At 62.6% G+C, this 22,845-nt stretch carries 27 protein-coding genes, 5 tRNA genes and 1 riboswitch; of the genes, 19 read left to right on the plus strand and 13 right to left on the minus strand.

Annotation, left to right across the window (positions count from 1 at the left end; all coding sequences use genetic code 11):
* Positions 1-26 precede the first annotated feature (26 nt).
* Positions 27-467, minus strand: coding sequence for a peptide-methionine (R)-S-oxide reductase MsrB (msrB, locus tag ARUE_RS08540; protein ID WP_014921416.1), 441 nt, complete (start codon positions 465-467; stop codon positions 27-29).
* Between the two features lie 14 nt (positions 468-481).
* Positions 482-973, minus strand: a complete 492-nt coding sequence (locus tag ARUE_RS08545; protein ID WP_011774506.1) for a hypothetical protein — start codon at positions 971-973, stop codon at positions 482-484.
* A gap of 138 nt (positions 974-1,111) precedes the next feature.
* Here ARUE_RS08545 and ARUE_RS08550 point away from each other — a divergent pair, with 138 nt between their 5' ends.
* Positions 1,112-2,377, plus strand: coding sequence for an alpha/beta hydrolase family protein (locus tag ARUE_RS08550; RefSeq protein ID WP_014921417.1), 1,266 nt, complete (start codon positions 1,112-1,114; stop codon positions 2,375-2,377).
* 44 nt (positions 2,378-2,421) lie between these two features.
* Here ARUE_RS08550 and ybaK read toward each other — a convergent pair whose 3' ends face one another.
* The 3 genes from ybaK to ARUE_RS08565 all read right to left on the minus strand — a co-directional run bounded on the left by ybaK (position 2,422) and on the right by ARUE_RS08565 (position 4,424).
* Positions 2,422-2,928: a Cys-tRNA(Pro) deacylase gene (ybaK, locus tag ARUE_RS08555; protein ID WP_011774508.1), complete on the minus strand. Its 507-nt coding sequence runs from the start codon at positions 2,926-2,928 to the stop codon at positions 2,422-2,424.
* Positions 2,929-2,961: 33 nt separating this feature from the next.
* Positions 2,962-3,423 carry a SufE family protein gene (locus ARUE_RS08560; RefSeq protein WP_187329935.1) on the minus strand — a complete coding sequence of 154 codons (462 nt, stop codon included), beginning with the start codon at positions 3,421-3,423 and terminating at the stop codon, positions 2,962-2,964.
* Between the two features lie 74 nt (positions 3,424-3,497).
* Entirely contained in the window at positions 3,498-4,424 is a 927-nt protein-coding gene (locus ARUE_RS08565; protein ID WP_014921418.1) for a sulfurtransferase, read from the minus strand.
* A 209-nt stretch (positions 4,425-4,633) separates the two neighbouring features.
* Between ARUE_RS08565 and zapE the strand changes: the two genes are divergently transcribed.
* Positions 4,634-5,674: a cell division protein ZapE gene (zapE, locus tag ARUE_RS08570; RefSeq protein WP_043471131.1), complete on the plus strand. Its 1,041-nt coding sequence runs from the start codon at positions 4,634-4,636 to the stop codon at positions 5,672-5,674.
* Between the two features lie 19 nt (positions 5,675-5,693).
* Here the strand turns inward: zapE and ARUE_RS08575 are convergent, their stop codons facing one another.
* The 7 genes from ARUE_RS08575 to ARUE_RS08605 all read right to left on the minus strand — a co-directional run bounded on the left by ARUE_RS08575 (position 5,694) and on the right by ARUE_RS08605 (position 9,441).
* On the minus strand, positions 5,694-6,911 hold the full coding sequence (locus tag ARUE_RS08575; protein ID WP_014921419.1) for a benzoate/H(+) symporter BenE family transporter: 1,218 nt from the start codon (positions 6,909-6,911) through the stop codon (positions 5,694-5,696).
* A 132-nt stretch (positions 6,912-7,043) separates the two neighbouring features.
* The gene (locus ARUE_RS08580) at positions 7,044-7,277 is read right to left on the minus strand and encodes an antitoxin (protein ID WP_014921420.1); all 234 of its coding nucleotides are present in this window, start codon (positions 7,275-7,277) and stop codon (positions 7,044-7,046) included.
* Between the two features lie 94 nt (positions 7,278-7,371).
* On the minus strand, positions 7,372-8,826 hold the full coding sequence (locus ARUE_RS08585) for an amino acid permease (RefSeq protein ID WP_014921421.1): 1,455 nt from the start codon (positions 8,824-8,826) through the stop codon (positions 7,372-7,374).
* Positions 8,827-9,004: 178 nt separating this feature from the next.
* Positions 9,005-9,080, minus strand: a tRNA-Gly gene (locus ARUE_RS08590).
* A gap of 58 nt (positions 9,081-9,138) precedes the next feature.
* Positions 9,139-9,213: transfer RNA gene (locus ARUE_RS08595), tRNA-Val, on the minus strand.
* Positions 9,214-9,251: 38 nt separating this feature from the next.
* A tRNA-Cys gene (locus tag ARUE_RS08600) sits at positions 9,252-9,322 on the minus strand.
* Between the two features lie 46 nt (positions 9,323-9,368).
* Positions 9,369-9,441, minus strand: a tRNA-Gly gene (locus tag ARUE_RS08605).
* A gap of 250 nt (positions 9,442-9,691) precedes the next feature.
* On the opposite strand from ARUE_RS08605, the gene ARUE_RS08610 reads away from it, so the two are divergent.
* The 16 genes from ARUE_RS08610 to hisF all read left to right on the plus strand — a co-directional run bounded on the left by ARUE_RS08610 (position 9,692) and on the right by hisF (position 21,570).
* A tRNA-Val gene (locus ARUE_RS08610) sits at positions 9,692-9,763 on the plus strand.
* Between the two features lie 15 nt (positions 9,764-9,778).
* Positions 9,779-10,027, plus strand: coding sequence for a hypothetical protein (locus tag ARUE_RS08615; protein WP_043470035.1), 249 nt, complete (start codon positions 9,779-9,781; stop codon positions 10,025-10,027).
* Positions 10,028-10,039: 12 nt separating this feature from the next.
* Positions 10,040-10,933: a cytochrome P450 gene (locus tag ARUE_RS08620; protein WP_014921422.1), complete on the plus strand. Its 894-nt coding sequence runs from the start codon at positions 10,040-10,042 to the stop codon at positions 10,931-10,933.
* Positions 10,934-10,983: 50 nt separating this feature from the next.
* Positions 10,984-11,556: a peptide deformylase gene (gene def / locus ARUE_RS08625; RefSeq protein ID WP_011774517.1), complete on the plus strand. Its 573-nt coding sequence runs from the start codon at positions 10,984-10,986 to the stop codon at positions 11,554-11,556.
* Entirely contained in the window at positions 11,553-12,473 is a 921-nt protein-coding gene (fmt, locus tag ARUE_RS08630; protein ID WP_014921423.1) for a methionyl-tRNA formyltransferase, read from the plus strand. The genes def and fmt overlap by 4 nt, the downstream gene beginning before the upstream one ends.
* On the plus strand, positions 12,470-14,020 hold the full coding sequence (locus ARUE_RS08635) for an RsmB/NOP family class I SAM-dependent RNA methyltransferase (protein ID WP_014921424.1): 1,551 nt from the start codon (positions 12,470-12,472) through the stop codon (positions 14,018-14,020). The genes fmt and ARUE_RS08635 overlap by 4 nt, the downstream gene beginning before the upstream one ends.
* Positions 14,021-14,075: 55 nt before the next feature.
* Positions 14,076-14,750, plus strand: coding sequence for a ribulose-phosphate 3-epimerase (gene rpe / locus ARUE_RS08640; RefSeq protein WP_011774520.1), 675 nt, complete (start codon positions 14,076-14,078; stop codon positions 14,748-14,750).
* Positions 14,751-14,828: 78 nt separating this feature from the next.
* Positions 14,829-14,983, plus strand: a riboswitch (FMN riboswitch).
* 89 nt (positions 14,984-15,072) lie between these two features.
* Positions 15,073-15,777, plus strand: coding sequence for a nicotinamide riboside transporter PnuC (gene pnuC, locus ARUE_RS08645; protein WP_011774521.1), 705 nt, complete (start codon positions 15,073-15,075; stop codon positions 15,775-15,777).
* A complete protein-coding gene (gene ribD, locus ARUE_RS08650; RefSeq protein WP_014921426.1) occupies positions 15,774-16,895 on the plus strand; it encodes a bifunctional diaminohydroxyphosphoribosylaminopyrimidine deaminase/5-amino-6-(5-phosphoribosylamino)uracil reductase RibD in 1,122 nt (373 codons plus the stop codon). Before pnuC ends, ribD begins: the two co-directional genes overlap by 4 nt.
* Positions 16,895-17,524, plus strand: coding sequence for a riboflavin synthase (locus ARUE_RS08655; protein WP_011774523.1), 630 nt, complete (start codon positions 16,895-16,897; stop codon positions 17,522-17,524). The genes ribD and ARUE_RS08655 overlap by 1 nt, the downstream gene beginning before the upstream one ends.
* The gene (ribB, locus tag ARUE_RS08660; RefSeq protein ID WP_014921427.1) at positions 17,521-18,216 is read left to right on the plus strand and encodes a 3,4-dihydroxy-2-butanone-4-phosphate synthase; all 696 of its coding nucleotides are present in this window, start codon (positions 17,521-17,523) and stop codon (positions 18,214-18,216) included. The genes ARUE_RS08655 and ribB overlap by 4 nt, the downstream gene beginning before the upstream one ends.
* Entirely contained in the window at positions 18,213-18,917 is a 705-nt protein-coding gene (gene ribA, locus ARUE_RS08665; RefSeq protein WP_014921428.1) for a GTP cyclohydrolase II, read from the plus strand. The genes ribB and ribA overlap by 4 nt, the downstream gene beginning before the upstream one ends.
* Positions 18,918-18,933: 16 nt before the next feature.
* Complete coding sequence (gene ribH / locus ARUE_RS08670) at positions 18,934-19,419, plus strand: 6,7-dimethyl-8-ribityllumazine synthase (protein ID WP_014921429.1); 486 nt, start codon at positions 18,934-18,936, stop codon at positions 19,417-19,419.
* A 105-nt stretch (positions 19,420-19,524) separates the two neighbouring features.
* Entirely contained in the window at positions 19,525-19,788 is a 264-nt protein-coding gene (locus ARUE_RS08675) for a phosphoribosyl-ATP diphosphatase (RefSeq protein WP_018778638.1), read from the plus strand.
* Between the two features lie 84 nt (positions 19,789-19,872).
* On the plus strand, positions 19,873-20,733 hold the full coding sequence (hisG, locus tag ARUE_RS08680) for an ATP phosphoribosyltransferase (RefSeq protein WP_011774526.1): 861 nt from the start codon (positions 19,873-19,875) through the stop codon (positions 20,731-20,733).
* 60 nt (positions 20,734-20,793) lie between these two features.
* Positions 20,794-21,570: an imidazole glycerol phosphate synthase subunit HisF gene (gene hisF / locus ARUE_RS08685; RefSeq protein WP_011774527.1), complete on the plus strand. Its 777-nt coding sequence runs from the start codon at positions 20,794-20,796 to the stop codon at positions 21,568-21,570.
* A 73-nt stretch (positions 21,571-21,643) separates the two neighbouring features.
* On the opposite strand, the gene ARUE_RS08690 is transcribed toward hisF, so the two are convergent.
* Positions 21,644-22,288: a TIGR03085 family metal-binding protein gene (locus ARUE_RS08690; RefSeq protein WP_014921431.1), complete on the minus strand. Its 645-nt coding sequence runs from the start codon at positions 22,286-22,288 to the stop codon at positions 21,644-21,646.
* 89 nt (positions 22,289-22,377) lie between these two features.
* Between ARUE_RS08690 and hisI the strand changes: the two genes are divergently transcribed.
* Positions 22,378-22,794, plus strand: a complete 417-nt coding sequence (gene hisI, locus ARUE_RS08695; RefSeq protein WP_014921432.1) for a phosphoribosyl-AMP cyclohydrolase — start codon at positions 22,378-22,380, stop codon at positions 22,792-22,794.
* The last annotated feature ends 51 nt before the right edge of the window (positions 22,795-22,845 follow it).

Raw genomic sequence — 22,845 nt, forward strand, 5'->3', positions numbered from 1 at the left:
GCCAAAGGCCCACCCGTCCGGAGTGCTTAGCTCTCTTCCGGCTTAACCAAGCGCAGTGAAACGGAGTTAATGCAGAACCGCTGGTCCGTGGGCGTGCCATAGCCCTCGCCCTCGAAAACATGCCCCAAATGGGAGTCGCAATTGGCGCAGCGTACTTCCACGCGATCCATTCCCATGGTGCGGTCGTGGAGATACCGGACCGTGCCTTCAGCCAAAGGTGCCCAGAACGACGGCCAGCCACAATGGGAATCGAACTTTTCCCGGCTCGTGAACAACTGGCTGCCACAGGCACGGCATTGGTACACGCCTTCCGTGTGGGTGTCCCAGTACTCACCCGTGTACGGCCGCTCGGTTCCCGCCTGCCGAAGCACACGGTATTCCTCAGGCGATAACTCCTCGCGCCACTGGGCATCGCTCTTCTCCACGGGCACAGAAGTTGTCTTGCTGGTGTTGTCAGGAGTGTTCATGTCTTATGCAACGCTCACGAGTCGCCGATAAATCCCGAACCCGCATACAGGTGGAGGACAGGAAGCCCCAGCTGATCCTGCGCCTTATTGGCCCAGTCAGTGTGGAACGTGTCCGCAATGGCATGGGGCCGGGTAATCACCACAGCCTGGGCAGCATCAACCGCCCGGACCTTCGCCACCAAGGCGGCCACGGCACCGCCGTCGACGATTTCTCCGGTGACACCCCCGCCCAAACCAGCCAGCGCGGCCAGCGATGCAGCCAGGGTCTCGGAGGCTTCCGCACGCTCAAGCTCAGGGTCCGGGTGCTGCGCGGTGAGCTCCCGGAACGCCTTGGCGATATCAAGCAACGACAGATTCTCCAGGAAATCCACCAGAAGATGTCGTTCGGTGTTGGACGGAACCAGGACAATAAGGGGCGCATCACCGCCGTCGAGCAGTTTGGCAATGTTAACGCGGTCGTCGGCGCCCAGGGGCTCTTCAGTCAGGATGACGATGGGATCACTCATGGCTACAGCGTAGTCCCGGTGAACCGCAGTCCGCAGACTTTTGGACGCTGACGACTTGTGGACTCCGGTTCCCGCTCAGGTGCGCCGCGCGGTCCACACCTGCACCAGGCAGTGCCGGGGAGCAGCAACAATGGAACCATGGCATCGACTACCCCGCCAGCGAGCGACGCTGCAGACAAGAAACTGTCCCTCCGCACCAAATGGGCCATCGCCGGCTTCCTGGCAGGCGGCACTGTCGCCGGTCTGGTAGGCGCAGGGTCCTCGGCGCTCGCCGTATATTTTGCCCGCCGCGTCATTACCCCTGCCGCCCGGCACGAGGACCAGGAGGTCCTTGCCGTGATCCGCGGTGACAAGGGACCACAAGTCATTCTTGCGGCCACGCCGGACACCACCATAGACGGCGTCTTCAGCCTGTTCTTCTCCGGCGGCCAGGGTCACGCGAGGATCGGCCGGATTGTGTCCTATTCGCCCGCTGAACAAACCGTGCTGCGTGAGGTCGAAGAGGTCTACAGCGGCAACCTGTCAGAGGCCCGCCGCGCCTGGTGGAGCGGGGCAACGTACCCGGATCCCGCCGCGATAGGTCTGGCGGCCGAGGACGTGGACATAGAGATCGACGGCGGGAAGGCACCTGCCTGGCTGATCCGCGCCGAAGCGTCTGCAGCGGCGCCGGTCTGCGCAATCATGGTCCATGGTCGGGGCGCAACACGCCTGGAAGGCCTCCGCGCCGTCCGCACCGCACGCGAGCTCGGCATGGACAGCCTGCTGATCTCCTACCGCAACGACGGACTGGCCCCCTCGGCGCCGGACGGGCGGTATGGCCTGGGATCCACGGAATGGCGCGACGTTGAGGCCGCCATCGAGTATGCGCTGGAGCACGGTGCGCAGGAGATCGTTTTGTTCGGCTGGTCCATGGGCGGGGCGATCAGCCTGCAGACGGCGGACCTGTCCAAGCACCGCCACCTCATCCGGGCGTTGGTCTTGGATGCGCCCGTCATCAATTGGGTCAATGTGATGGCCCATCATGCTGAAATGAACAGGATTCCTTACAACGTTGGCCGCTACGGGCAGATGATGCTGAGCCATCCGCTGGGGCGCAGGTTGACCGGACTATCAGCGCCTGTGGACCTGAAAGCCATGGACTGGGAAACCCGCGCGGTTGAGTTACGCACGCCCACTTTGCTGATCCATAGCGTGGACGATGACTATGTGCCCTTCGGGCCGTCCGCCAGCCTTGCGGAAAAGAACCCCGAGATGGTCACCTTCGAGCCGTTCGACGGCGCGCGGCACACCAAAGAGTGGAACGTCGACCCCGAACGGTGGGAACGCGTGGTCCACGCCTGGTTGCAGCGGCAATTGGCTCCGCGGAACAATCCCGGAGGGACTGGCGCCGCGCAGGCCGGTTGACAGGCCCGCGCTGGCGGTCAGGGCTTGAGCTTTGCAGTCACGGCTCAGCCCTTGATGCTTGAAGCCGTGCCGATGGGAGCAGTGATGGCCTTGGTGAGGCTGATGAGGTTGGCCGGAGCCAGCTCGATGTCCAGTCCGCGGCGGCCTCCGGAGACAAGGACAGTGGTGAAGCCCATGGCAGATTCGTCGAGGACTGTGGGGGAGGGCTGCCGCTGTCCCAGCGGTGATATTCCTCCCAGCACATACCCCGTGCGTCGTTCGGCCGTCCTGGGATCCGCCATGGCAGCCTTCTTGGCGCCTAGCGCTGCAGCAACGGCCTTCAGGTCGAGGTTTCCGGATACGGGCACGATGGCCACGGCGAGGCGGCCTTCAACTTCCACCATGAGGGTCTTGAAAACCCGTTCGGGTTCGATGCCCAGGACTTCCGCGGCTTCCAAACCGTAACTGCCTGCCCCGGGATCATGGGCGTAGGGGTGTAACACGAAGGGAACGCCGGCCGCAGCAAGAGCTGCAGTTGCCGGCGTTCCCTGTGAAGCCATCTTTTTGGCCATGCTGTGTGGCGGTACCTTTCAGTGTCCTGCCGGTCAGTTTTCCAGCCGGCTGGCGGCTGCGACCTTCCGTTTGATCCGGCCGAGCATGGCGGTCATGCCCCGCATGCGCAGGGGTGTGATGGCCCGGGTCAGGCCCAGCAGTTCAGGCATATCATCCGGAACGGCAAGGATTTCCTGGGCAGTCAACCCATCCAGGCCCTCGTGCAGCACCCCTGCGAAGCCCCGGGTTGTAGGCGCTTCCTGAGGAGCTTTGAAGAAGAGCCGGTAGGCGCGGGCACCGCCGTCGGGGTTTTTCTCGGACTCAATAGTGAGAAACAACGGCGACTGGCACTCCACAACCTGTTCCAGCAACTCAGGGTGGTCCTTCAAGCGCTCCGGGAGCTCCGGCAATCCCCTGGAGAACTCAAGCAGGAGTTGCAGGCGGTCAGGCTCCGTCAGTGCCTGGAAGTCGTCAACGATTTCCGCCAGGGCGGTGGGCAAAGTGTTCGTACTCATCTCTTCCAGCTTACGCACAACAGTGTTCAATGCATCTTGTGTGCCGGAACACTACGGACGCCTCTGTGTCTGCGCTAGTTGCTGACGAGCGAGGCAGGAACGGAACCGCGCTCAGCGCCCTTGACGATGGGAACCCGCACAGCGTTGCCCCACTCGGTCCAGGAGCCGTCGTAGTTGCGTACGGTGTCGAAGCCCAGCAGGTACTTCAGTGCGAACCAGGTGTGGCTGGAACGTTCGCCGATGCGGCAGTAGGCCACCACGTCATCGCCGCGCTCCAGGCCCGCCTCGCCAAGGTACAGGGCTTCGAGCTCTTCGCGGCTCCGGTAGGTGCCATCTTCAGCAGCGGCGCGTGCCCACGGGACCGAAGCCGCAGTGGGAATGTGGCCGCCGCGCAGAGCGCCTTCTTCCGGGTAGGCCGGCATGTGCGTGCGCTGCCCCGTGTACTCCTCAGGGGAGCGCACGTCGATGAGGGGGTTGCCCAAGTGCGCCAGGACATCTTCCTTGAATGCGCGGATGGGGGCGTCGTTGCGCTCCACCTCCGGGTATTCACCCACCGCGGGCCGGGGAACGTCGATGGTCAGCTCGCGGCCTTCGGCGATCCACTTGTCGCGACCGCCGTCGAGGAGGCGGACGTCCTCGTGGCCGAACAACGTAAAGACCCAGAGAGCGTAGGCAGCCCACCAGTTGGACTTGTCACCGTAGATGACCACGGTGCTGTCGCGGGAGATGCCCTTGGAAGCTGCGAGGGCGGCAAAAGCGGCGCCATCCACATAATCGCGGGTGACCTCGTCGTTCAGGTCGGTGTGCCAGTCGATCTTGACGGCGCCCGGGATGTGGCCGGTTTCGTACAGAAGAACGTCTTCGTCGGACTCGACGACTACAAGCTTGCCGTCGGCGATGGCGCCGTCTGCAAGGGCTGCCGCGAGCCACTCGGTGGACACAAGGCGTTCAGGGTTCGCGTACGACGCAAACTTTTCATTCTGTTCAACGGGGTAGGACATGATGATGGCCTTTCACTGACAACGGTCGGAGCCAGGCCGTGGAAGGTGGTGCAGGTGCCGGCCGGGCGTGCTCCAACACTAACCACGGGCAGCGAGGAATGCTTCCCTGCGGTCATACGGTGAAACATGGGCTTGGTCACGTGACGGTTTTGCGAGTGTCCGATGCCGGTATTCTTGCTGGGGACCTCAAACCGAAGGAACGGACCACCGTGGTAAAGATCGAACAACTGGCTGCCCGCACGCCGGCAGTCTCTGTGGAGGAACTCCTCAAGGGTTTCTACCCGTCTCCGCGATTCGGGGAGGTATCGTTCGACAGCTACCGGCCGGATCCGTCCCAGCCGAGCCAGGCAAATGCCGTGAAGCTGCTTTCCGGATTCGCCGATGGCGTGGGCAACGGCGACGGTGGCGGCCTCTTTAAGAAATTGTTCGCCAAGAAGGCCCCGGCCACCAGGGCAGGAATCTACCTCGACGGTGGTTTTGGTGTGGGTAAGACCCACCTTTTGGCTTCTCTCTGGCACAGGTCACCGGGGCCCAAGGCTTTCGGCACGTTTGTGGAATACACCAACCTGGTGGGAGCGCTGTCCTTCCGTAAGACGGTTGAAGCCCTGAGCAGCTACAAGCTGGTGTGCATCGACGAATTCGAGCTCGATGATCCGGGCGACACCGTGCTCATGTCCCGGTTAATGCGTGAACTGGCCGACGCCGGTGTGAAGTTGGCAGCAACGTCCAACACCCTTCCCGGTTCACTGGGTGAAGGGCGCTTCGCCGCAGTGGACTTCCAGCGCGAAATACAGGTTCTCGCGGACCAGTTCGACGTCGTCAGGATCGACGGCGAGGACTTCCGTCACCGTGGGCTTCCGGCGGCTCCCGCGCCGCTCAAGACCGAAGAGCTCAAGCACAGGATGCGTGCTGAGTTCGATGGAAAGACCGTTGCTGTGGATGATTTCGGCACCCTCGTCAACCATCTGGCCGCCGTCCACCCCAGCCGTTACCGGCAGCTCATCTCTGGCGTGGAAGCCGTGGTGTGGAGCGACGTGGAAACCATCACCGAGCAGGCAGTTGCCCTCCGTTTTGTGGTTCTCGCGGACCGGCTCTACGACAAGGACGTGCCGATCCTGGCCAGTGGCGTACCCTTCGACAAGCTGTTCACCGAGGAGATGATGACGGGCGGCTACACCAAGAAGTACTTCCGCGCTGTGTCCAGGCTGACGGCTTTGGCACGCGAAGCCCAAAACCACGAGCCGGCGTGATTCATGGTTTTGGCCTGATTCACGCTTTCTGAACCGGCTCGCGGCTCTTCAGCATCCAGCGAACCAGGATGCCGCCTGCCAGCGCCCAAAAGGCAGCGCCGACGCCGGCGAAGCTCAGTCCTGATGCTGCCAGCAGGAAAGTGATACAGGCCGGGATGCGTTCCTCCGCTACAGCCAGAGCCGACGAGATGGATGACGCCAGGGTCCCGAGGAGAGCGAGGCCGGCTACCGCCTCAAGGAGCCCCGGCGGTGCTGCGGCTACCAAGGTGACCAACGCGGCAGAGCCTGCGGCCAGCACCAGGTAGGCAAAGCCGGAGACGAAAGCTGCGATCCAGCGTCGCCCGTGGTCTTTGCCGGCTTCCTCGCCCGCTGCCAGGGCTGCGCTGAGTGCGGCCAAATTGATGGCGTGGCCTCCAAATGGTGCGCCGGCGATGGTGCCGGCTCCGGTCACGAGCATGGACGACCGCCACGGGGTGGTGTACCCGAACGACTTGAGCACGGCGACGCCGGGGATGTTCTGTGAAGCCATCGTGACGATGAACAAGGGCAAGGCCAGTCCTATTGCGGCCTCCACCGTAAACGCAGGAGTAGTCCACTCCAAGCGGGGCAGGAGGCCGTCAGCGGGGATCTGGACTCCGTTCCACACGATGTGGACGCCGATAACTGTCAAGGCGACCAGCAGCGACGCCGGAACAGACCAGCGCGGTGCGAATTTCATCAGGACTACCCAGCACAGCATCACTGGTGCGATGAACAGGGGCGCCGACCCCAACGATGTGAAGGGTGCAAGGCACAGGGGGAGCAGCACGCCGGCGAGCATTGCCTGTGCCAGTGCTGTGGGGATCTTCGCCATGAGCCGGCCGAGGACGGGGAGCAGTCCCGTCAGGACTATCAGTACCCCCACGATGAGGAACGCACCCACCGCCGCCGGCCAGCCGCCGTCGACCATTCCCGCGGAGGCGAGCAGCGCTGCGCCGGGCGTGGACCACGCCAGTGTCACGGGCATTCGGGACCGCCAAGCCAGCCACAGGATACCCAGGCCAAAGGTGAGGGTGAGCGCCAACAGGCCGCTGGATGCTTGTGCCTGATTGGCGCCTACAGCCTGTAATCCTGCCAGGACCACAGCAAATGACGAGGTGAAACCCACAAGGGCGGTGACAATACCTGCCGTGATGGGCGGGCCCAGCGTCTCCTTGGTGGCGCGGCTGTGGGTGGCTTGCGGGGAGACAGAAGGCATAGGGTCCAAATTACCTGACCCACGGGTAGAGAACTTGTGACGGCAAAGTTCAGTTAAACGCCAAGGGCACCGGTGGCGCCTCTCGGCGGGACCGGTGCCCCCTTGACGTATCTGGTACGGCGGCTCAGGCAGCTACGGCTGCTTCGGCTCATCCGTGACGGGAGCCTGTCCAGGCTGACCGTCGTTCTTGGCCACGAAGTCGGAAGCGGCATTCTGAACTTTGTCGACGTGACCGGCGTACTTGCCGCCCGTCTTCTGATCCACAAAATCCCCGGCCTTTTCGATGCCATTCTTGATGGCTTCTTCGTTGCCTTGAATGAGACCCTGAGCCTTGCCCTTCAGGTCGTCAATTAAACCCACGGGCACCTCCCTTCCATCGCGGAGCCAGTTCGCTCCTCCGCGTCCGACCCTAACACCAGTTCTCTGGAGTGCCAAGGGTTCAGCGGAGGCCTGTGGACAACTACGCCAACGGCTTACTTTCCACCTTGTGGCGCGGGCTGTCCGGGTTCATGAGGGAGTGCCTGCGCCCGTAAGCGAAGTAGATGATCAAGCCGATGACCAACCATGCCCCGAACCGCACCCACGTTTCCCAGTGGAGCTGGAACATGAGGAACGCCGATGCCAGGACACCGAACGCGGGGACAACCGGCATGAACGGCAAGCGGAACGTGCGCGGAGCGTTGGGTTTGGTGTAGCGGAAGACGATCACGGAAATGCAGACGACCACGAAGGCAGCCAGGATACCGATGTTGGTGAGGTCGGCAACTTCCTTGATGGGGAAGACGCCGGCGAGGAACGCCGAGGCAACACCCGCGATCCACGTGACGCGCTGCGGAGTGCCGTGGCGGTCAGTCTTGGCAAACCAGCCGGGGAGCAGGCCGTCGCGGCTCATGGAGAACCACACGCGGGTCACACCCAGAAGGAAGGTGAGCATCACGGTGAGGATGGACAGGACCGCGAAGACCGAAATGATGGTGGCGATGACAGGCAGGCCGACGCCGGTGAACGCCGAAGCGAAGCCGGCCGTGGGATCGATGTCCTTGTAGTTCTGCATGCCGGTGAGTACGAGTGTGGCGGCAACGTACAGCAGCATGGCCACGATCAGGGAAAGGATGATGGCCTTGGGCATGTGCTTCTTGCCGTCCTTAGCCTCTTCCGCGGCGGTGCTCATGGCGTCATAGCCGAAGACGGCGAAGAAGACGGTAGCGGCACCGGCCAGGACCGGGCCGAAGCCACTGGGCATGAACGGGTTGTAGTTCTCGGTGTTGATGTAGAAAATGCCCAGGCCGATGATGAACAGGATCAGGATGACCTTGATGGCAACCGCCACCAGTTCAAACCGGCCGAACGCCTTGGTTCCCCGGCTTAGGATCCAAGTGACCAGGAGGCAGACAAGGATGGCCGGCAGGTTGATGATGCCGCCCTTGCCTTCATCTGCGGTGGACGTCATCCACGTGGGCATATGGATTCCGATGCCGGAAAGGAAAGCATCGAAGTAACCGGAGATGCCGATGGCCACCACAGCCACGATGGCGATGTACTCAAGCAGTAGATCCCAGCCGATGAACCAGCCGATGATCTCTCCCAAGGCAACGTAGCCGTAGGTGTAGGCAGAGCCGGCGCGGGGGATCATCCCGGCAAATTCGGCGTAGGACAATGCTGCTGCGCCGGACGCGAGACCGGCGATCAGGAACGAGAAGAGCACGGCAGGGCCGACGCCCGGGTTGCTCTCGCTGCCATGGGCTACCAGCCCGGCCAGCGAAAAGATGCCGACGCCGATAATTCCGCCGACGCCGATGGCCGTCAGCTGCCAGAGGCCAAGACTCTTAAAAAGCCCGCTGTGTTTGTTTTCTTCTTCGATATCGTCGATGGGCTTGCGCCTCAGGACGGACTGGGAAGCCGTCTGTTGGTTCATGGGGTACTCCTGCCGGTGGGCGTGGAACGGTGATGAGCTCGCAGTACATTATGCGAGCCGAATCACATTAGATAAAGCGACTTCTTCTGAGGGGTACCGGTTACTTCCATTAATCAATTGGTTATTCGCCGAATCCGGGCATAAAAAAAGCAGCTCCGGGGAGCTGCCTTTTTTATCGTGGAGCGGACGACGAGATTCGAACTCGCGACATCCACCTTGGCAAGGTGGTGCTCTACCAGCTGAGCTACGTCCGCACATGCTGCTTGCCGGGCTGATGCCCGGCCAACAACTACAAAACAAGTTGCCTTGTTCTGGTGGGCGATACTGGGATCGAACCAGTGACCTCTTCCGTGTCAGGGAAGCGCGCTACCGCTGCGCCAATCGCCCATGCATCCAGCCAAAGCTGGAAGACATGGTTTTCACCGAGGTGGGTACGGGATTCGAACCCGTGTATACGGCTTTGCAGGCCGCTGCCTCGCCTCTCGGCCAACCCACCGTGTAAGCAGGATTCCGGGGAATTCTTGCCTTGACAGTGCCTTGCGAGCGGACGACGAGATTCGAACTCGCGACATCCACCTTGGCAAGGTGGTGCTCTACCAGCTGAGCTACGTCCGCAGTGTCGTTACCGGCGGGCAGCCCTGCAGGCATTCCGTCGCTTTCCGACGAGTAAAAACTCTATAGGAGGTTGCTGCAAACTCCAAATCGGTTGCCGTCTTTTGATCGCTGTGGCGGCTGGATCCTTGTGTTTGCGCGGATTTGGTCGAATTTCACGGCTGTAATTTCACTGGTGTAGTTCGAGGGCAGCCTGGACATCAGGATCCGTTTTGCATTCCGGCGATGGTCCGTTAGTGTTTTCTATGCACCCGGGCGATTGGCGCAGTGGTAGCGCGCTTCGTTCACACCGAAGAGGTCACTGGTTCGAACCCAGTATCGCCCACTACCGGGAACCCCGTTGGGACTGATTGATTCGGTCCAGGCGGGGTTTTTTCTTGTTTTCTGCGTCACGATTCACGTGGACGCGACACCCATCAGCATGCGCGAACAAGAAGAGCCCGAAGTGCCCCCAGCCGTCACGGAAACCGCCACCCTCATGGGGGATCTCGCAGTGACCGCGCCGATCCTCGCCGGCAAGCTGGCCAGGTTGCCTCCAGAGCAGTTCGCGTTGATCTTCCCGCAGATGAATTCTGTCGGCCCTCTATGACACAGTCTTTATATGACTGCTCCACTGCTTGCCCACGCTACTGACTACGGCCGGATGTACGCCCGCTCCACCACTGAGCAATTTTCTGTGCCGTCCATCACCACGGTGATCGGACAACAGGCGCATGCCTTGGATGGTTGGTTCAGTTACATGGGGGCGAGCAGCCTCGCTGCGGATCCTGAGCTTCCCTCGATCCTTGGAAGCCCGGCGAAAGTCCGTCAGGCAATCAACAAAGCCTCCAAAGCCGCCGAGGTTTACCGGGACGCGGCGGCCGCACGCGGAGATCGCGTCCACACTTACTGCGAACAGGTAGCTTTGCGGGCCATGGGGCGCCCACATCGAATGCAGGAATGCAGGGAGGACCTCGCTGCCAACGGTGAACAAGCCTTCGCCGCCCGTTTTGATGAATGGTGGGAGCTCTACAGGGTGGAGCCCTTGGCACCGGAGATTACTGTCTGGAACAAGACGGTGGGTTATGCCGGGACCTTGGACCTCGTGGCCCGGATCAACGGGCGCATCTGCCTGATTGACTACAAAACCAAGGGCACTACCCGGGACGGCACGGTCAAGGCCCTGGACGACAAAGTGGTCATGCAGCTTGCTGCCGGGATGAAAGCCGAGGAAAGCCTGGTGGACCCTGTTGCAGGTGAATGGGAGCCGTGGAAGTACGGAGACAGTCCCATGTTGCTTGCAGTAGCCATCGGTGAGACTGAAGTCCGGCCTCAGCGGGCTAATCCGGACATCCTCAAGCACCATTGGTGGAAGTTCTGCGCCCTCCGGCGGGTGTGGGAGATGTCAGCGGACGTTGTTGCGGCCGGGCAGCCACTGCTGCCTGTTGCTCCTCCGGTCTTCGCGTCAGCCGGTGCGGCACCGGCAGCCGCCATGACCTCAACTAAACTGGCTTAGGCTCCGCAACAGCCGGAACCTGGTTTGACGATCGTGAGGACTGACAGCAGATGGCAATTTTGAGTATCCGAATCATCGGGGATCCGGTGCTGCGCACCGTAGCTGACCCCGTCACCGATTTCGGTCCGGAGCTCGCCAAGCTGGTTGCCGACATGACGGAAACCATGGAAGACGTTGAAGGCGCCGGGCTCGCCGCGCCGCAGGTGGGTGTCAGCCAGCGTGTGTTTACCTACCGCATCGGGGGCGTGGAAGGCCACATCATCAACCCGGTCCTGGAAAACAGCGAGGACTACCAGCCGGATGAAGTAGAGGGTTGCCTTTCCATTCCCGGCTTGGGATTCCCCGTGCGCCGCTACAGGGCCACGCGGGCAACCGGCGTGGATCTGAACGGCAATCCGGTTTCGGTGGAGGCTGAAGGCATGCTCGCCCGCTGTTTCCAACACGAGACAGATCACCTTGACGGCGTCCTGTACACGGACCGGTTGGAAGGCGATGACCGTAAGGCAGCCCTCCGTGCCATCCGAAACGCCAATTACCACGCCATCACGGAACAAACCACCTCCCAGCGAGCCAATTCCGTAGGCTCCAGCTTCGGTGGCGGCAGCTTCGGGGCTCCCGAGTGAGGGTACTTTTCGCCGGGACGCCGGCTGTGGCTGTGCCGTCCTTGGATGCGCTGGTAAAGGCCGGCTTTGACGTCGTGGCGGTCCTCACCCGGCCGGATGCACCAGTGGGCCGCAAGCGCGTCCTGACTCCTTCACCTGTGGCTGCACGCGCGATGGAACTCGGTATTGACGTCATACGCGCGGCAAGGGTGAACGCCGATACTACGGCGGGAATCGCGAAGTATGCGCCAGACGTCGCCGCCATTGTTGCCTACGGTGGCATAGTTCCCAAAGCTGCCCTGGGAGTCCCCACGCACGGATGGGTCAATCTGCACTTCTCACTTCTCCCGGCATGGCGAGGCGCTGCCCCCGTGCAGCGTTCCATCATCGCGGGCGACGACGTCACCGGGGCAGCTACCTTCCAACTTGAGGAAGGCCTCGATACCGGGCCTGTCTTCGGGACACTGACCGAAACAGTTCGTCCTGAAGATACAGCGGGTGATCTGCTCGAGCGCCTATCCATCAGTGGCGCGGTGCTGCTGAGCCAGACCCTTTCCGCCATTGATGCCGGGAAGGCTGCTCCGCAGCCGCAGATCGGGGAGGTCTCCCTCGCCCCCAAGCTGACCCTCGACGACGGTCGTCTGGACTGGCAGCAGCCGGCCCTTGCATTGAACCGCCGGGCGCGTGGAGTTACCCCTGAACCCGGAGCATGGACCACCTTGGACGGCCAAAGAGTCAAGCTTGAACCTGTAGCTCTCCGGCCCGAGGTCAAGGATCTTCCGCCGGGAAGCATCAGGGTGGATGGCAAGTCGGTTCTGGTAGGCACCGGTTCCCATGCAGTGGAGCTTGGCCGGGTCCAACCGGCCGGTAAGAAAATGATGTCGCCGGCCGATTGGGCCCGCGGTTTGGCAACACCCGAGAGAGTGGTATTCGAATGAGCGAGTCCGGCCGGCGAGGCCCCAACAACAGCGGGAGCCGGGACGGCGGCGGACAAAACAACCGTGGAGCCCGCGGCGAGAGCAAACGCAACGCTCAAGGCCGGGAGCGAAACAGGGGGCCGCAGAGGGGCTTCACCAATAATGCCCCGTCGCAGCGTACGCGCCGCGCTGACCCGGCGCGACTGGTTGCTTTCGAAGTGCTTCGTGCGGTTGCTTCCGAGGATGCTTACGCGAACCTTGTGTTACCCGCACGCATCCGGGAGCATCGCTTGGACCGCCGGGATGCCGGCTTCGCCACTGAGCTGAGCTACGGTGCTTTGCGCGGGCAGGGTACCTACGATGCCATCCTGGCCCGTTGTGTGGACCGCCCCCTGGAGCAACTGGATCCTGCCATCCTGGATGCGCTGCGAATCGGCGCCCACCAGCTGCTCTCCATGCGCGTTCCTGCCCACGCCGCGCTGGATCAGACCGTCGGCCTGGCACGCGCCGTCATCGGAGCCGGCCCATCGGCCCTGATCAACGCGGTGCTTCGCAAAGTCACTGCCCACAGCATGGGCGAGTGGTTGGAGATCCTGCTGGATGACGAATCCGACGAGACCAAAATCGCTGCCCTGCGCCACGCTCACCCGCAATGGATTGTCCGTGCACTCCGCCAATCCCTGGTGAACCACGGTCGCCCAAAAACCGAGATTGACGCCCTCCTTGAAGCCGACAACGCTGCCCCGGTGGTTAACTTGGTGGCCTTGCCCGGCCTGGGGGACCTCGACGAAGCTTTCGATCATGGCGCCACTGCCGGTGAGTTGGTGGAAGATTCGGCTCTCTCCGCCGGCGGGGACCTTGGCCGTTTTGAATCGGTGCGGCGCGGCACCACGCGTGTACAGGACGTCGGATCACAACTTGTAGCGCGTGCTTTGGCCGGAGTCGAGCTGGGGGAGTCTCCTGCCCAGGGTGAACGCTGGTTGGACTTGTGCGCGGGTCCCGGTGGCAAGGCTGCGCTCCTGGCTGCCCTGGCCTATCGCGACGGCGCGACCCTCCTGGCCAACGAGCCTGCACCGCACCGGGCCAAACTCGTTCAGCAAGCACTTTCGGCTGTCCCCAGCGAGGCCTGGACGGTGCGGACCGGCGATGGTCGCGAAGTGGGTGCGGAGCAGCCCGAAACCTTTGACCGTGTCCTCGTTGATGTGCCCTGCAGCGGTCTTGGGGCCTTGCGGCGGCGGCCCGAATCGCGGTGGCGCCGTTCTCCCAAAGACATTGGGGACCTGGGTCCATTGCAGCGTGACTTGTTGAAGTCAGCGCTTGACGCCGTAAAGCCCGGTGGAGTGGTGGCATACGTGACGTGTTCGCCGCATCCGGCCGAAACAACTGCTGTGGTCACTGACGTGCTGGCCAAGCGTGAGGACCTTGAACTCCTCGACGCCGGACAGGCGCTCGACGATGTCAGCCTTACCGGCAGCCTCGGCGCTGGACACGAGCTCACTGCCCAGCTGTGGCCGCACGTTCATCAGACGGATGCCATGTTCATGGCGATTATCCGCAAGAAGCCGTAGCCACCCACACGACTCTCACCGAACTTCCGACCATCACCGAACTGAAGGGGCTGCCTTGTCTCAGTGCTGTATCAACCCGAGCATTTTGTCTGCAGATTTCGTCAACCTTGAGGCGGAACTGCAACGGATCAGTAATGCGGATGCCGTCCATGTGGACGTCATGGACAACCACTTTGTGCCCAACCTGACGCTTGGCTTGCCGGTAGTTCAGAGAATTCAAGCTGTTAGCCCGGTGCCGTTGGACGCGCATTTGATGATCTCCGACGCCGACCGCTGGGCGCCTGCGTACGCCGATGCCGGCGTCGCTTCGGTGACGTTCCATGCCGAGGCCGCCATGGCGCCGGTCAAGCTTGCCCGCGAATTACGTGCCCGGGGATCCAAGGCAGGCATGGCCTTGCGCCCGGCCACACCCGTGGAGCCCTACTTGGACATGCTCAGCGAGCTGGACATGCTGTTGATCATGACGGTGGAGCCCGGCTTCGGGGGACAGTCGTTCCTGGACATCACGTTGCCCAAGATCCGGCGGGCGCGCGCGGCAATCGAAGGTTCGGGCATCGGCGTCGCCATTCAGGTTGACGGCGGCATCACCGAGGAGACCATCGTCCGCGCTGCAGAAGCGGGTGCAAACGTGTTCGTTGCGGGTTCGGCAGTATATGGACATGCGGACCCTGCAGAAGCCATCGACCGCCTCCGCGCGGCGGGTCAGGCTGCGGCCGCTACGAAAGCCTGACGACCGTCACCACATGTTACGAAGATTGCCCGGGAATAGCCCGGACATCTTTGTAGTTGTGGCAGAATAACAACACACATACGTGCTCCGGGGTCGGTGTAAGTCCGAACCGGCGGTTATAGTCCGCGACCCGCGAGCCATTGGACTCCAAGAAATTGGCGATCGATGGCGGACGGTTGAACTGGTGAAATTCCGGTACCGACAGTTAAAGTCTGGATGGGAGAAGCACGTACAGTCATGCCTTGGGCGTTCCTTTTGCGACGCCCGGCATTGCGCTGTCGTACACCCCCGGAGTCATCGCGGCTTACTGGGAAGGAACGGCATGGACTTACTGCGATGGCTCTTCGAAGCACAGATCCCCGTTGGAGGATCTGCTCTTGTCTTACGCGAAGTGCTTGGAAACATCTTTGGGCTCCTCAGCGCCCTCGGCGGCATGCGCCGAAAAGTCTGGGCTTGGCCGATCGGCATCGTCGGTAACATCCTTTTGCTCACGGTCTTCCTGGGCAACGTCTTTGGTGCAGCCGCCCCCGCCACGTTGTGGGGACAGGCCGCCCGTCAGATCATGTTCATCGCCGTCGCCATTTATGGCTGGTACCGGTGGCAGCAGGGCCGGCAATCAAGCACCCCGGGGCGTGCAATCGTCCCCGGTTGGGCCAGCAATAAGGTGCGCATCGCGCTGATTGGTGCGATGGTGGCGGGCACGGCGGCACTGACGCCCTTGTTTGACGCCCTCGGCTCGTACCCGCCCGTTTGGGCCGACGCTTGGACCTTCATGGGATCCCTGTTGGCAACCTACGGCATGGCACGTGGATGGACTGAGTTCTGGCTGATCTGGGTGGCCGTTGACATCGTTGGTGTGCCGCTGCTGTTCAGCGCGGGATACTACGCCAGCGCGGTCATGTACCTGTTCTACGGCTTCTTCACCCTCACCGGCTTCTTTGTGTGGTGGCGGGCGGAAAAGCGCGAACGGGCCGGCCGCGGTACCAGCCCGGCAGTCGTTGCCGCATCCGTGGGAGCTGTCCAGTGAGCTTCGTCGACACCTCTTACACCGCTGCGGAAAGTGAAGCCATGGACGCCGCGCTGACGGCGGCCCTGGCCGGTCCCCGCGGAGCAAACCCGTTGGTTGGGGCGGTAATCCTCAGTCCTGACGGCGAGCAACTGGCAACTGGCTATCACCGGGGTGCCGGCACTGCCCATGCCGAAGCTGACGCAATTTCCGAAGCCCGAAAGAAGGGCATCGACATCGTGGGAACCACTATGGTGGTGACCCTGGAGCCTTGCAACCACGTGGGTCGCACCGGCCCCTGCGCCCAGGCCATCATTGCCGCGGGAATCGCGAAGGTGATTTACGCCGTCGACGATCCCCATGACCCTGCCGCGGGCGGCGCACGGACGCTCAGCGCCGCCGGTGTGGAGGTCATTTCCGGACTGGAAGGCGAGAAGGCGCTGGACCTGAACCGCGACTGGTTCGACGCCGTTGCGGCCAAGCGTCCGTTCGTCACCTTGCACATCGCCCAGACGCTGGACAGTCGCATCGCTGCCGTGGACGGTACCAGCCAGTGGATCTCCTGTCCGGAGTCGCTCGCCGACAACCACGGTCTCAGGGGACTCATCGACGCGATACTGGTAGGCACGGGAACCGTGCTGGTCGATGACCCGCGGCTGACGGCCCGAACGCCGGATGGGGAACTTTCAGCTCACCAGCCGATACGTGCCGTCATGGGCCTGCGGGACGTCCCCCAAGATGCTGCAGTCCGCGGAAATGACGGGCGTTTCGTCCACCTGCCCACACGGGATCCGGCAGAAGCTCTGGGCATGCTGTTCGAAAAGGGCGTCCGGCACCTCATGGTGGAAGGTGGCTCGTCCATTCTGAGCACGTTCCTGGCGGCAGACCTGGTGGACGAACTGATCGTCTACCTCGCTCCGACGCTGCTGGGATCCGGAACTCCGGCACTGAACGACCTCGGTATCACCACTCTGGCCGACGCACAGCATTGGTCGTGGGATGAAGCCGGCGGCGGCGCTGTCCGCATCCTCGGCAATGACCTTCGGCTCCACCTGCGGTCCCCAAGGGGTGCCGCGAGCACTATCAAGAATTCGATTCCGGGCAGTGAAGCCGCGGAATATGTCACGGGAGGACACTGATGTTTACGGGAATCGTTGCTGAGCAAGGCACTGTGCTGAGCATTGAGCATGAAGGAGATGCCAGCGCAACATTGCGGCTGAAAGCGCCTACCACCGCGGAGGGCTTGCCCTTGGGCGGCTCCATTGCTGTCAACGGGGTATGCCTGACCGCGACGCAGATCGACGGCCAGGATTTCAGCGTGGACGTCATGGGGGAGACCCTGGTCCGGACGACCATCGGCGAGCTGACGCCAGGAGATGCCGTGAACTTGGAACGCTGCGTTCCGGCCGGCGGACGCTTGGACGGCCATGTGGTGCAGGGCCATGTTGACGGTGTTGGAGAGTTGCTGGAACGCGAGCCGCTGGGCAACTGGGACCGTCTGCGTTTTGGCGTGCCGGCCCCGCTGGCGCGGTACATCGCCGAAAAGGGTTCGATCGCCGTCGACGGTGTATCACTGACCGTGACCGCCGTCAGTCCTGCCGCCGAAACGGCACCATGGTTTGAAGTGGGACTGATCCCCACCACGCTGGAAGAAACAGGCCTGGGTGCCAAGGCGGTGGGAGGCCGCGTGAATCTCGAAGTGGATGTGCTGGCCAAGTACACAGAACGCCTGCTGTCCTTCGCACCCCAGCAGGGGGGTGCGCGATGAGCGCTCCTGCCAAGACAACACCTACGGGGGAGCGCCGTACGGGGCTCGATCCTGTTGAATCGGCTATCGCGGCGATGGCGGCGGGCCAAGCCGTGATCGTGGTGGACAACGAAGACCGCGAGAACGAAGGCGACATTATCTTTGCCGCCGAACACGCCACTCCGGCCCTCATGGGCTGGACCATCCGGTATTCATCCGGCGTCATCTGTGTCCCCTTGGATGGAGCACGTGCGGACGCCCTCATCCTTCCGCCCATGGTGGAGATCAACGAAGACGCAAAGGGAACCGCCTACACCGTTTCCTGCGACGCCGCGATCGGTGTCAGCACCGGAATTTCAGCCACTGACCGGGCCTTGACGGCACGGATTCTGGCTGATCCAAGCAGCACTCCGGCATCCATCACCCGCCCCGGGCATATTTTCCCGTTGCGGGCAGTTAACGGGGGAGTGCGTGAACGTCCGGGTCACACGGAAGCTGCCGTGGACCTGTGTCGTCTTGCCGGGCTTGCTCCGGTGGGTGTGATCGCAGAGTTGGTACATGACGACGGTGAAATGATGCGCCTGGACAGCCTGCGCGACTTCGCCGCTGAACATGGATGCCCCCTCATCTCCATCGAGGACCTGGTGTCATATGTTGAGGCGGTAGAGTCCCAGACGGCACGTGTTTCACAGGAGGACGAGGAGAAGCGATGACCGCATCGACCACACACAACAGCGACCACACCGGCCCCGCGCCGCACCCTGTGACCGGCGGGCCGATCGTGCAATTGCCTACGGCCTTTGGTGATTTCGTTGCACAGGCCTGGACGGACCACGAGACAGGCCACGAGCACCTTGCCGTGAGTTCCCCCAACCCGCCCAAAGGTGGCCGTGCGCCCCTGGTGCGGCTGCATTCGGAGTGCCTGACCGGTGACGTGTTCGGTTCCTACCGCTGCGACTGCGGAGAGCAACTGGCCTATGCCCTGGAGCTTATCCACGCTGAGGGCGGAACCCTGCTGTACCTGCGCGGACAAGAGGGCCGCGGCATCGGGCTGGCCAACAAGATCAAGGCCTACGCGCTGCAGGAAGCCGGCTTTGACACGGTGGAAGCCAACGAGCAGCTGGGGCTGCCGGTTGATGCGCGCTCATACGCCGCGGCCGGACAGATCCTGGCGGAGATGGGCCTGCACGAGGTCAGGCTGCTAAGCAACAACCCGGACAAGCAGCACCGCCTGGACAAGGCCGGGGTGACTGTTGTTGAGATGGTGCCCACCGAGGTGCCGTCGCGTGAACAGAACCTTCGCTACCTGCAGACCAAGAAGGACCGGATGGACCACCGGCTGACGCTCGATGTCGAGCCGGTCAGCAATGGCAAGACACCTTCAACGCACTCTTTTGACAACAACCAAGACTGAACGGATTCCAGCAAATATGAGCGGCCACGGCGCACCCACTATTGACCTCACCACCCTCAACCCGGAGGAAACCTCGCAGCTGAAGCTGGCCATTGTGGCGGCAAGCTGGCACACGCAGATCATGGATGGACTGGTTGACGGTGCCCTCCGCGCAGCCAAGGAAGCCGGCATTGCGGAACCCACGCTGCTGCGGGTCCCGGGCAGCTTTGAGCTTCCGGTTGCCGCAGCCAGGCTCGCGCCGCACTTCGACGCCGTCGTAGCACTCGGAGTGGTCATCCGCGGCGGAACCCCGCACTTCGACTATGTCTGTCAGGCTGCGACGTCGGGACTCACCGATGTCAGTGTTCGCACCGGAGTGCCTGTCGGCTTCGGCGTCCTCACGTGCGACACCGAGCAGCAGGGCATCGACCGTGCCGGCCTTCCCGGTTCCAAGGAGGACAAGGGCCACGAAGCGGTGACCGCCGCCCTCGCCACGGCTGTGACGCTCAAGCAGTTCAGCTAGAAGCCTTGGATCGAAGGGGATGTGGGTGTGTCTTCACTCACATCCCCTTCGTCATGCAACGCCCCAACAAGCGGTGGCCGCCCCCAAGCAAGTAGTCTGGAGGGCGTGAAGAATTTCGAGACGCTGTTCGCAGAACTGAGTGAGAAAGCAGCGACCCGCCCGGCAGGTTCGCGCACGGTTGCCGAACTGGACTCCGGAATCCACGGCATCGGCAAGAAGGTGGTCGAAGAGGCCGCCGAAGTCTGGATGGCCGCGGAGTACGAATCGGACGAAGCCGCCGCTGAGGAAATTTCCCAGTTGCTGTACCACCTGCAGGTCCTCATGCTCGCCAAGGGCCTCAGCCTGGAAGACGTTTACAAGCATCTCTAGCCACGCCACTCCGTTTGCCTTTAGCGGAGCCCCCTGCGTGGCCAAGGTGCCTGAAAACCTCCATTCCAAAAAGAAAGTCTCCCAATGCTCCGTGTAGCAGTCCCCAATAAGGGATCCCTGTCCGAAGCCGCCTCGGCAATGTTGTCCGAGGCCGGATACCGCCAGCGCCGCGACACCCGTGAACTGGTCATGGTTGATCCCGACAATGACATTGAGTTCTTCTTCCTCCGTCCCCGCGACATCGCGGTCTATGTAGGCCAAGGAACCCTGGACGTCGGCATTACGGGTCGCGACCTCTTGCTTGACGCAAAGGTAGAAGCCGAAGAACTGCTTCCCTTGGGCTTCGCGCCGTCCACGTTCCGTTTCGCCGGCCCCGTAGGTGACTTCAGCGGCGTCGAGCAGCTCGAAGGCAAGCGCCTCGCCACCAGTTACGACGGTCTCCTGCGGGACTACCTCGCTGAGCGCGGCGTAAACGCCAAGGTGGTCCGTTTGGACGGCGCGGTGGAATCGTCGGTACGCCTCGGCGTTGCGGACGCGATCGCCGACGTCGTTGAAACAGGTAACACCCTCAAGGCTGCCGGAATGGAGATCTTCGGCGATCCCATCCTGAAATCCGAGGCCGTGCTGATCCGTCGCTCCGGCTCGGGCGGCGCTGCCAACGGGACGGCCAAGGAAATCGAGATCCTCATCCGGCGCCTGCAGGGCGTCCTCGTGGCTCGCCAATACGTGCTCATGGATTACGACATCCGCAAGGACCTGGTGGAAGACGCCGCAGCACTGACCCCGGGCCTTGAATCACCCACGGTCTCGCCGCTGCGCGACTCCGAATGGGTGGCCGTGCGGTCCATGGTTCCCAAAAAGGAAACCAACCGCATCATGGACGAGCTTTACGACCTCGGCGCGCGCGCCATCCTGGTCAGCAGCATCCACGCCTGCCGTATCTGACCCGCGTATCAATCCAGTCGCGCATCAAGCAGCAGAGCACAGAGAACTGAGGAGCAGCACATGGCTGTAGCCGTACGCGTCATACCCTGCCTGGATGTCGACGCCGGCCGCGTCGTCAAGGGCGTCAACTTTGAAGGACTCCGCGACGCCGGTGATCCGGTGGAACTCGCGCACCGTTACGACAATGGCGGAGCGGACGAACTTACCTTCCTGGACGTCACTGCGTCGTCCGGCAACCGCGAAACCACGTTCGACGTGGTTCGCCGCACCGCAGAGGAAGTGTTCATTCCCCTGACCGTGGGCGGCGGCGTCCGTGGCGTGGCGGAAGTGGACAAACTCCTGCGCTTTGGTGCGGACAAGGCGTCCATCAACACTGCTGCGGTTGCGCGGCCCGATGTGATCGATGAAATCACCCGCCACTTCGGCTCCCAGGTGCTGGTGCTCTCCGTGGATGCGCGCCGTACCCGCGAAGGTGACCAACCGACGTCGTCCGGTTTTGAAGTGACCACCCACGGTGGCCGTACCGGTACCGGAATCGACGCCGTCGCGTGGGCCAAGGAAGCAGCCGACCGGGGCGTGGGGGAAATCCTGCTGAACTCCATCGACGCGGACGGCACCAAAGACGGCTTCGATCTTGAATTGATTCGCTTGGTCAGGGCCGCAGTGAACATTCCGATCATCGCTTCGGGTGGGGCAGGAGTGCCTGCCCATTTCCCGCCTGCGGTGGAGGCAGGCGCTGACGCCGTCCTTGCAGCATCGGTGTTCCACTTTGGTCCCGACGACATGATTGCCCAGGTCAAGACCGCGATCCGCGACGCCGGGTTCGAAGTCCGCTAGCTTTCAGGCGTAAACAGCAACGGAGAGTCACCTTGAAGGTGACTCTCCGTTGCTGGTTTAAGCCTGTTGGTGGTCACAGACCGATATCGGCGGACTGCAGGAGCGCGACGGCGTCCGGCTGGCCTTCGAAGGTGACAAGGGCTTGGCTGGTGCGTCCGTGTGCGTGCATGAGCAGTTCTCCGGGTTCACCGACAATTGCTACGGAGACGGGAGCCCGCTTGGCTACATGGCGCGGGCCGGTGGGCCGCACAAGCACGATGCCCAGGTCAACGCCGCGGTACAGGAACGCGGCACGCTTGATCAGCTCGTCCCACAGGGCGTCCGAATAGGCTTCATCCAAGGCCCGGGGCGCCCAGCGGTCACCGGCGCGACGAATGTCCTCCGTGTGCACGAAGTACTCAATGAGGTTTGATGTCTCATCCAGCGCCTTGATCTTCAAGGGGGAAAGCGCCGGCGGACCTGCACGGAACGTCTTGACGAGGTCCGCGTAGGCGTCGGAACTCTTCAGCTTGGCAGCGAGTTTGGAGGTGGCTTTTTCGGATGCCTTGCCCAGGCTGGGGATCAGTAGCCCCAGACCCACGGCGATCTTCCGTTCGCGCAGGTATAAGTGCGCGGCAAGATCCCGGGTCAACCACCCTTCGCAGAGCGTGGGGGAGTCAGGCCCGGCCGCCAGCAGGGTTTCGGCCAGTACTTCTCGGGAAGGATCGACGAAATGCATCACTTGTGAAACTAGCACGATCGGAGCACTCTTGCGCAGTGGAACCGCCGCAGAATCCGGCTCCCGCCGAAGGCACTAGACTTGATCTGATGTCAGAGCAGTCCGCCCCCAGCCCAACTCCTGCCGCGGAGCTTTCCAGCGACCCCGCAAGCCCCTTGCCGCAGGAGATCGCCAGCGCCCTTAAACGGGATTCTTCCGGCCTCGTTGCAGCAATCGTGCAGCAGCACGACACCAACGAGGTCCTCATGCTGGGCTGGATGGATGACGAAGCACTGCACCGCACCATGACATCCGGCAGGGTCACGTTCTACTCCCGCTCCCGCCGGGAGTACTGGCGCAAGGGCGACACTTCCGGACACGTACAGTTCGTGAAGTCTGTCGCCCTTGACTGCGACGGCGACGCCCTTCTGATCCGCGTGGACCAAATCGGCGCAGCCTGCCACACCGGAACCCGGACCTGCTTTGATGGTCGCGACTTCACAGTCGTTACGGGCCACCGCGAATAAGGCACCCACCACTTTCCACTGACGCACCACCTCAGACAATAAGGCGGAGAA

It is taken from the genome of Arthrobacter sp. Rue61a, assembly GCF_000294695.2.
In the GTDB taxonomy this organism is placed as follows: Bacteria; Actinomycetota; Actinomycetes; order Actinomycetales; family Micrococcaceae; genus Arthrobacter; species Arthrobacter aurescens_A.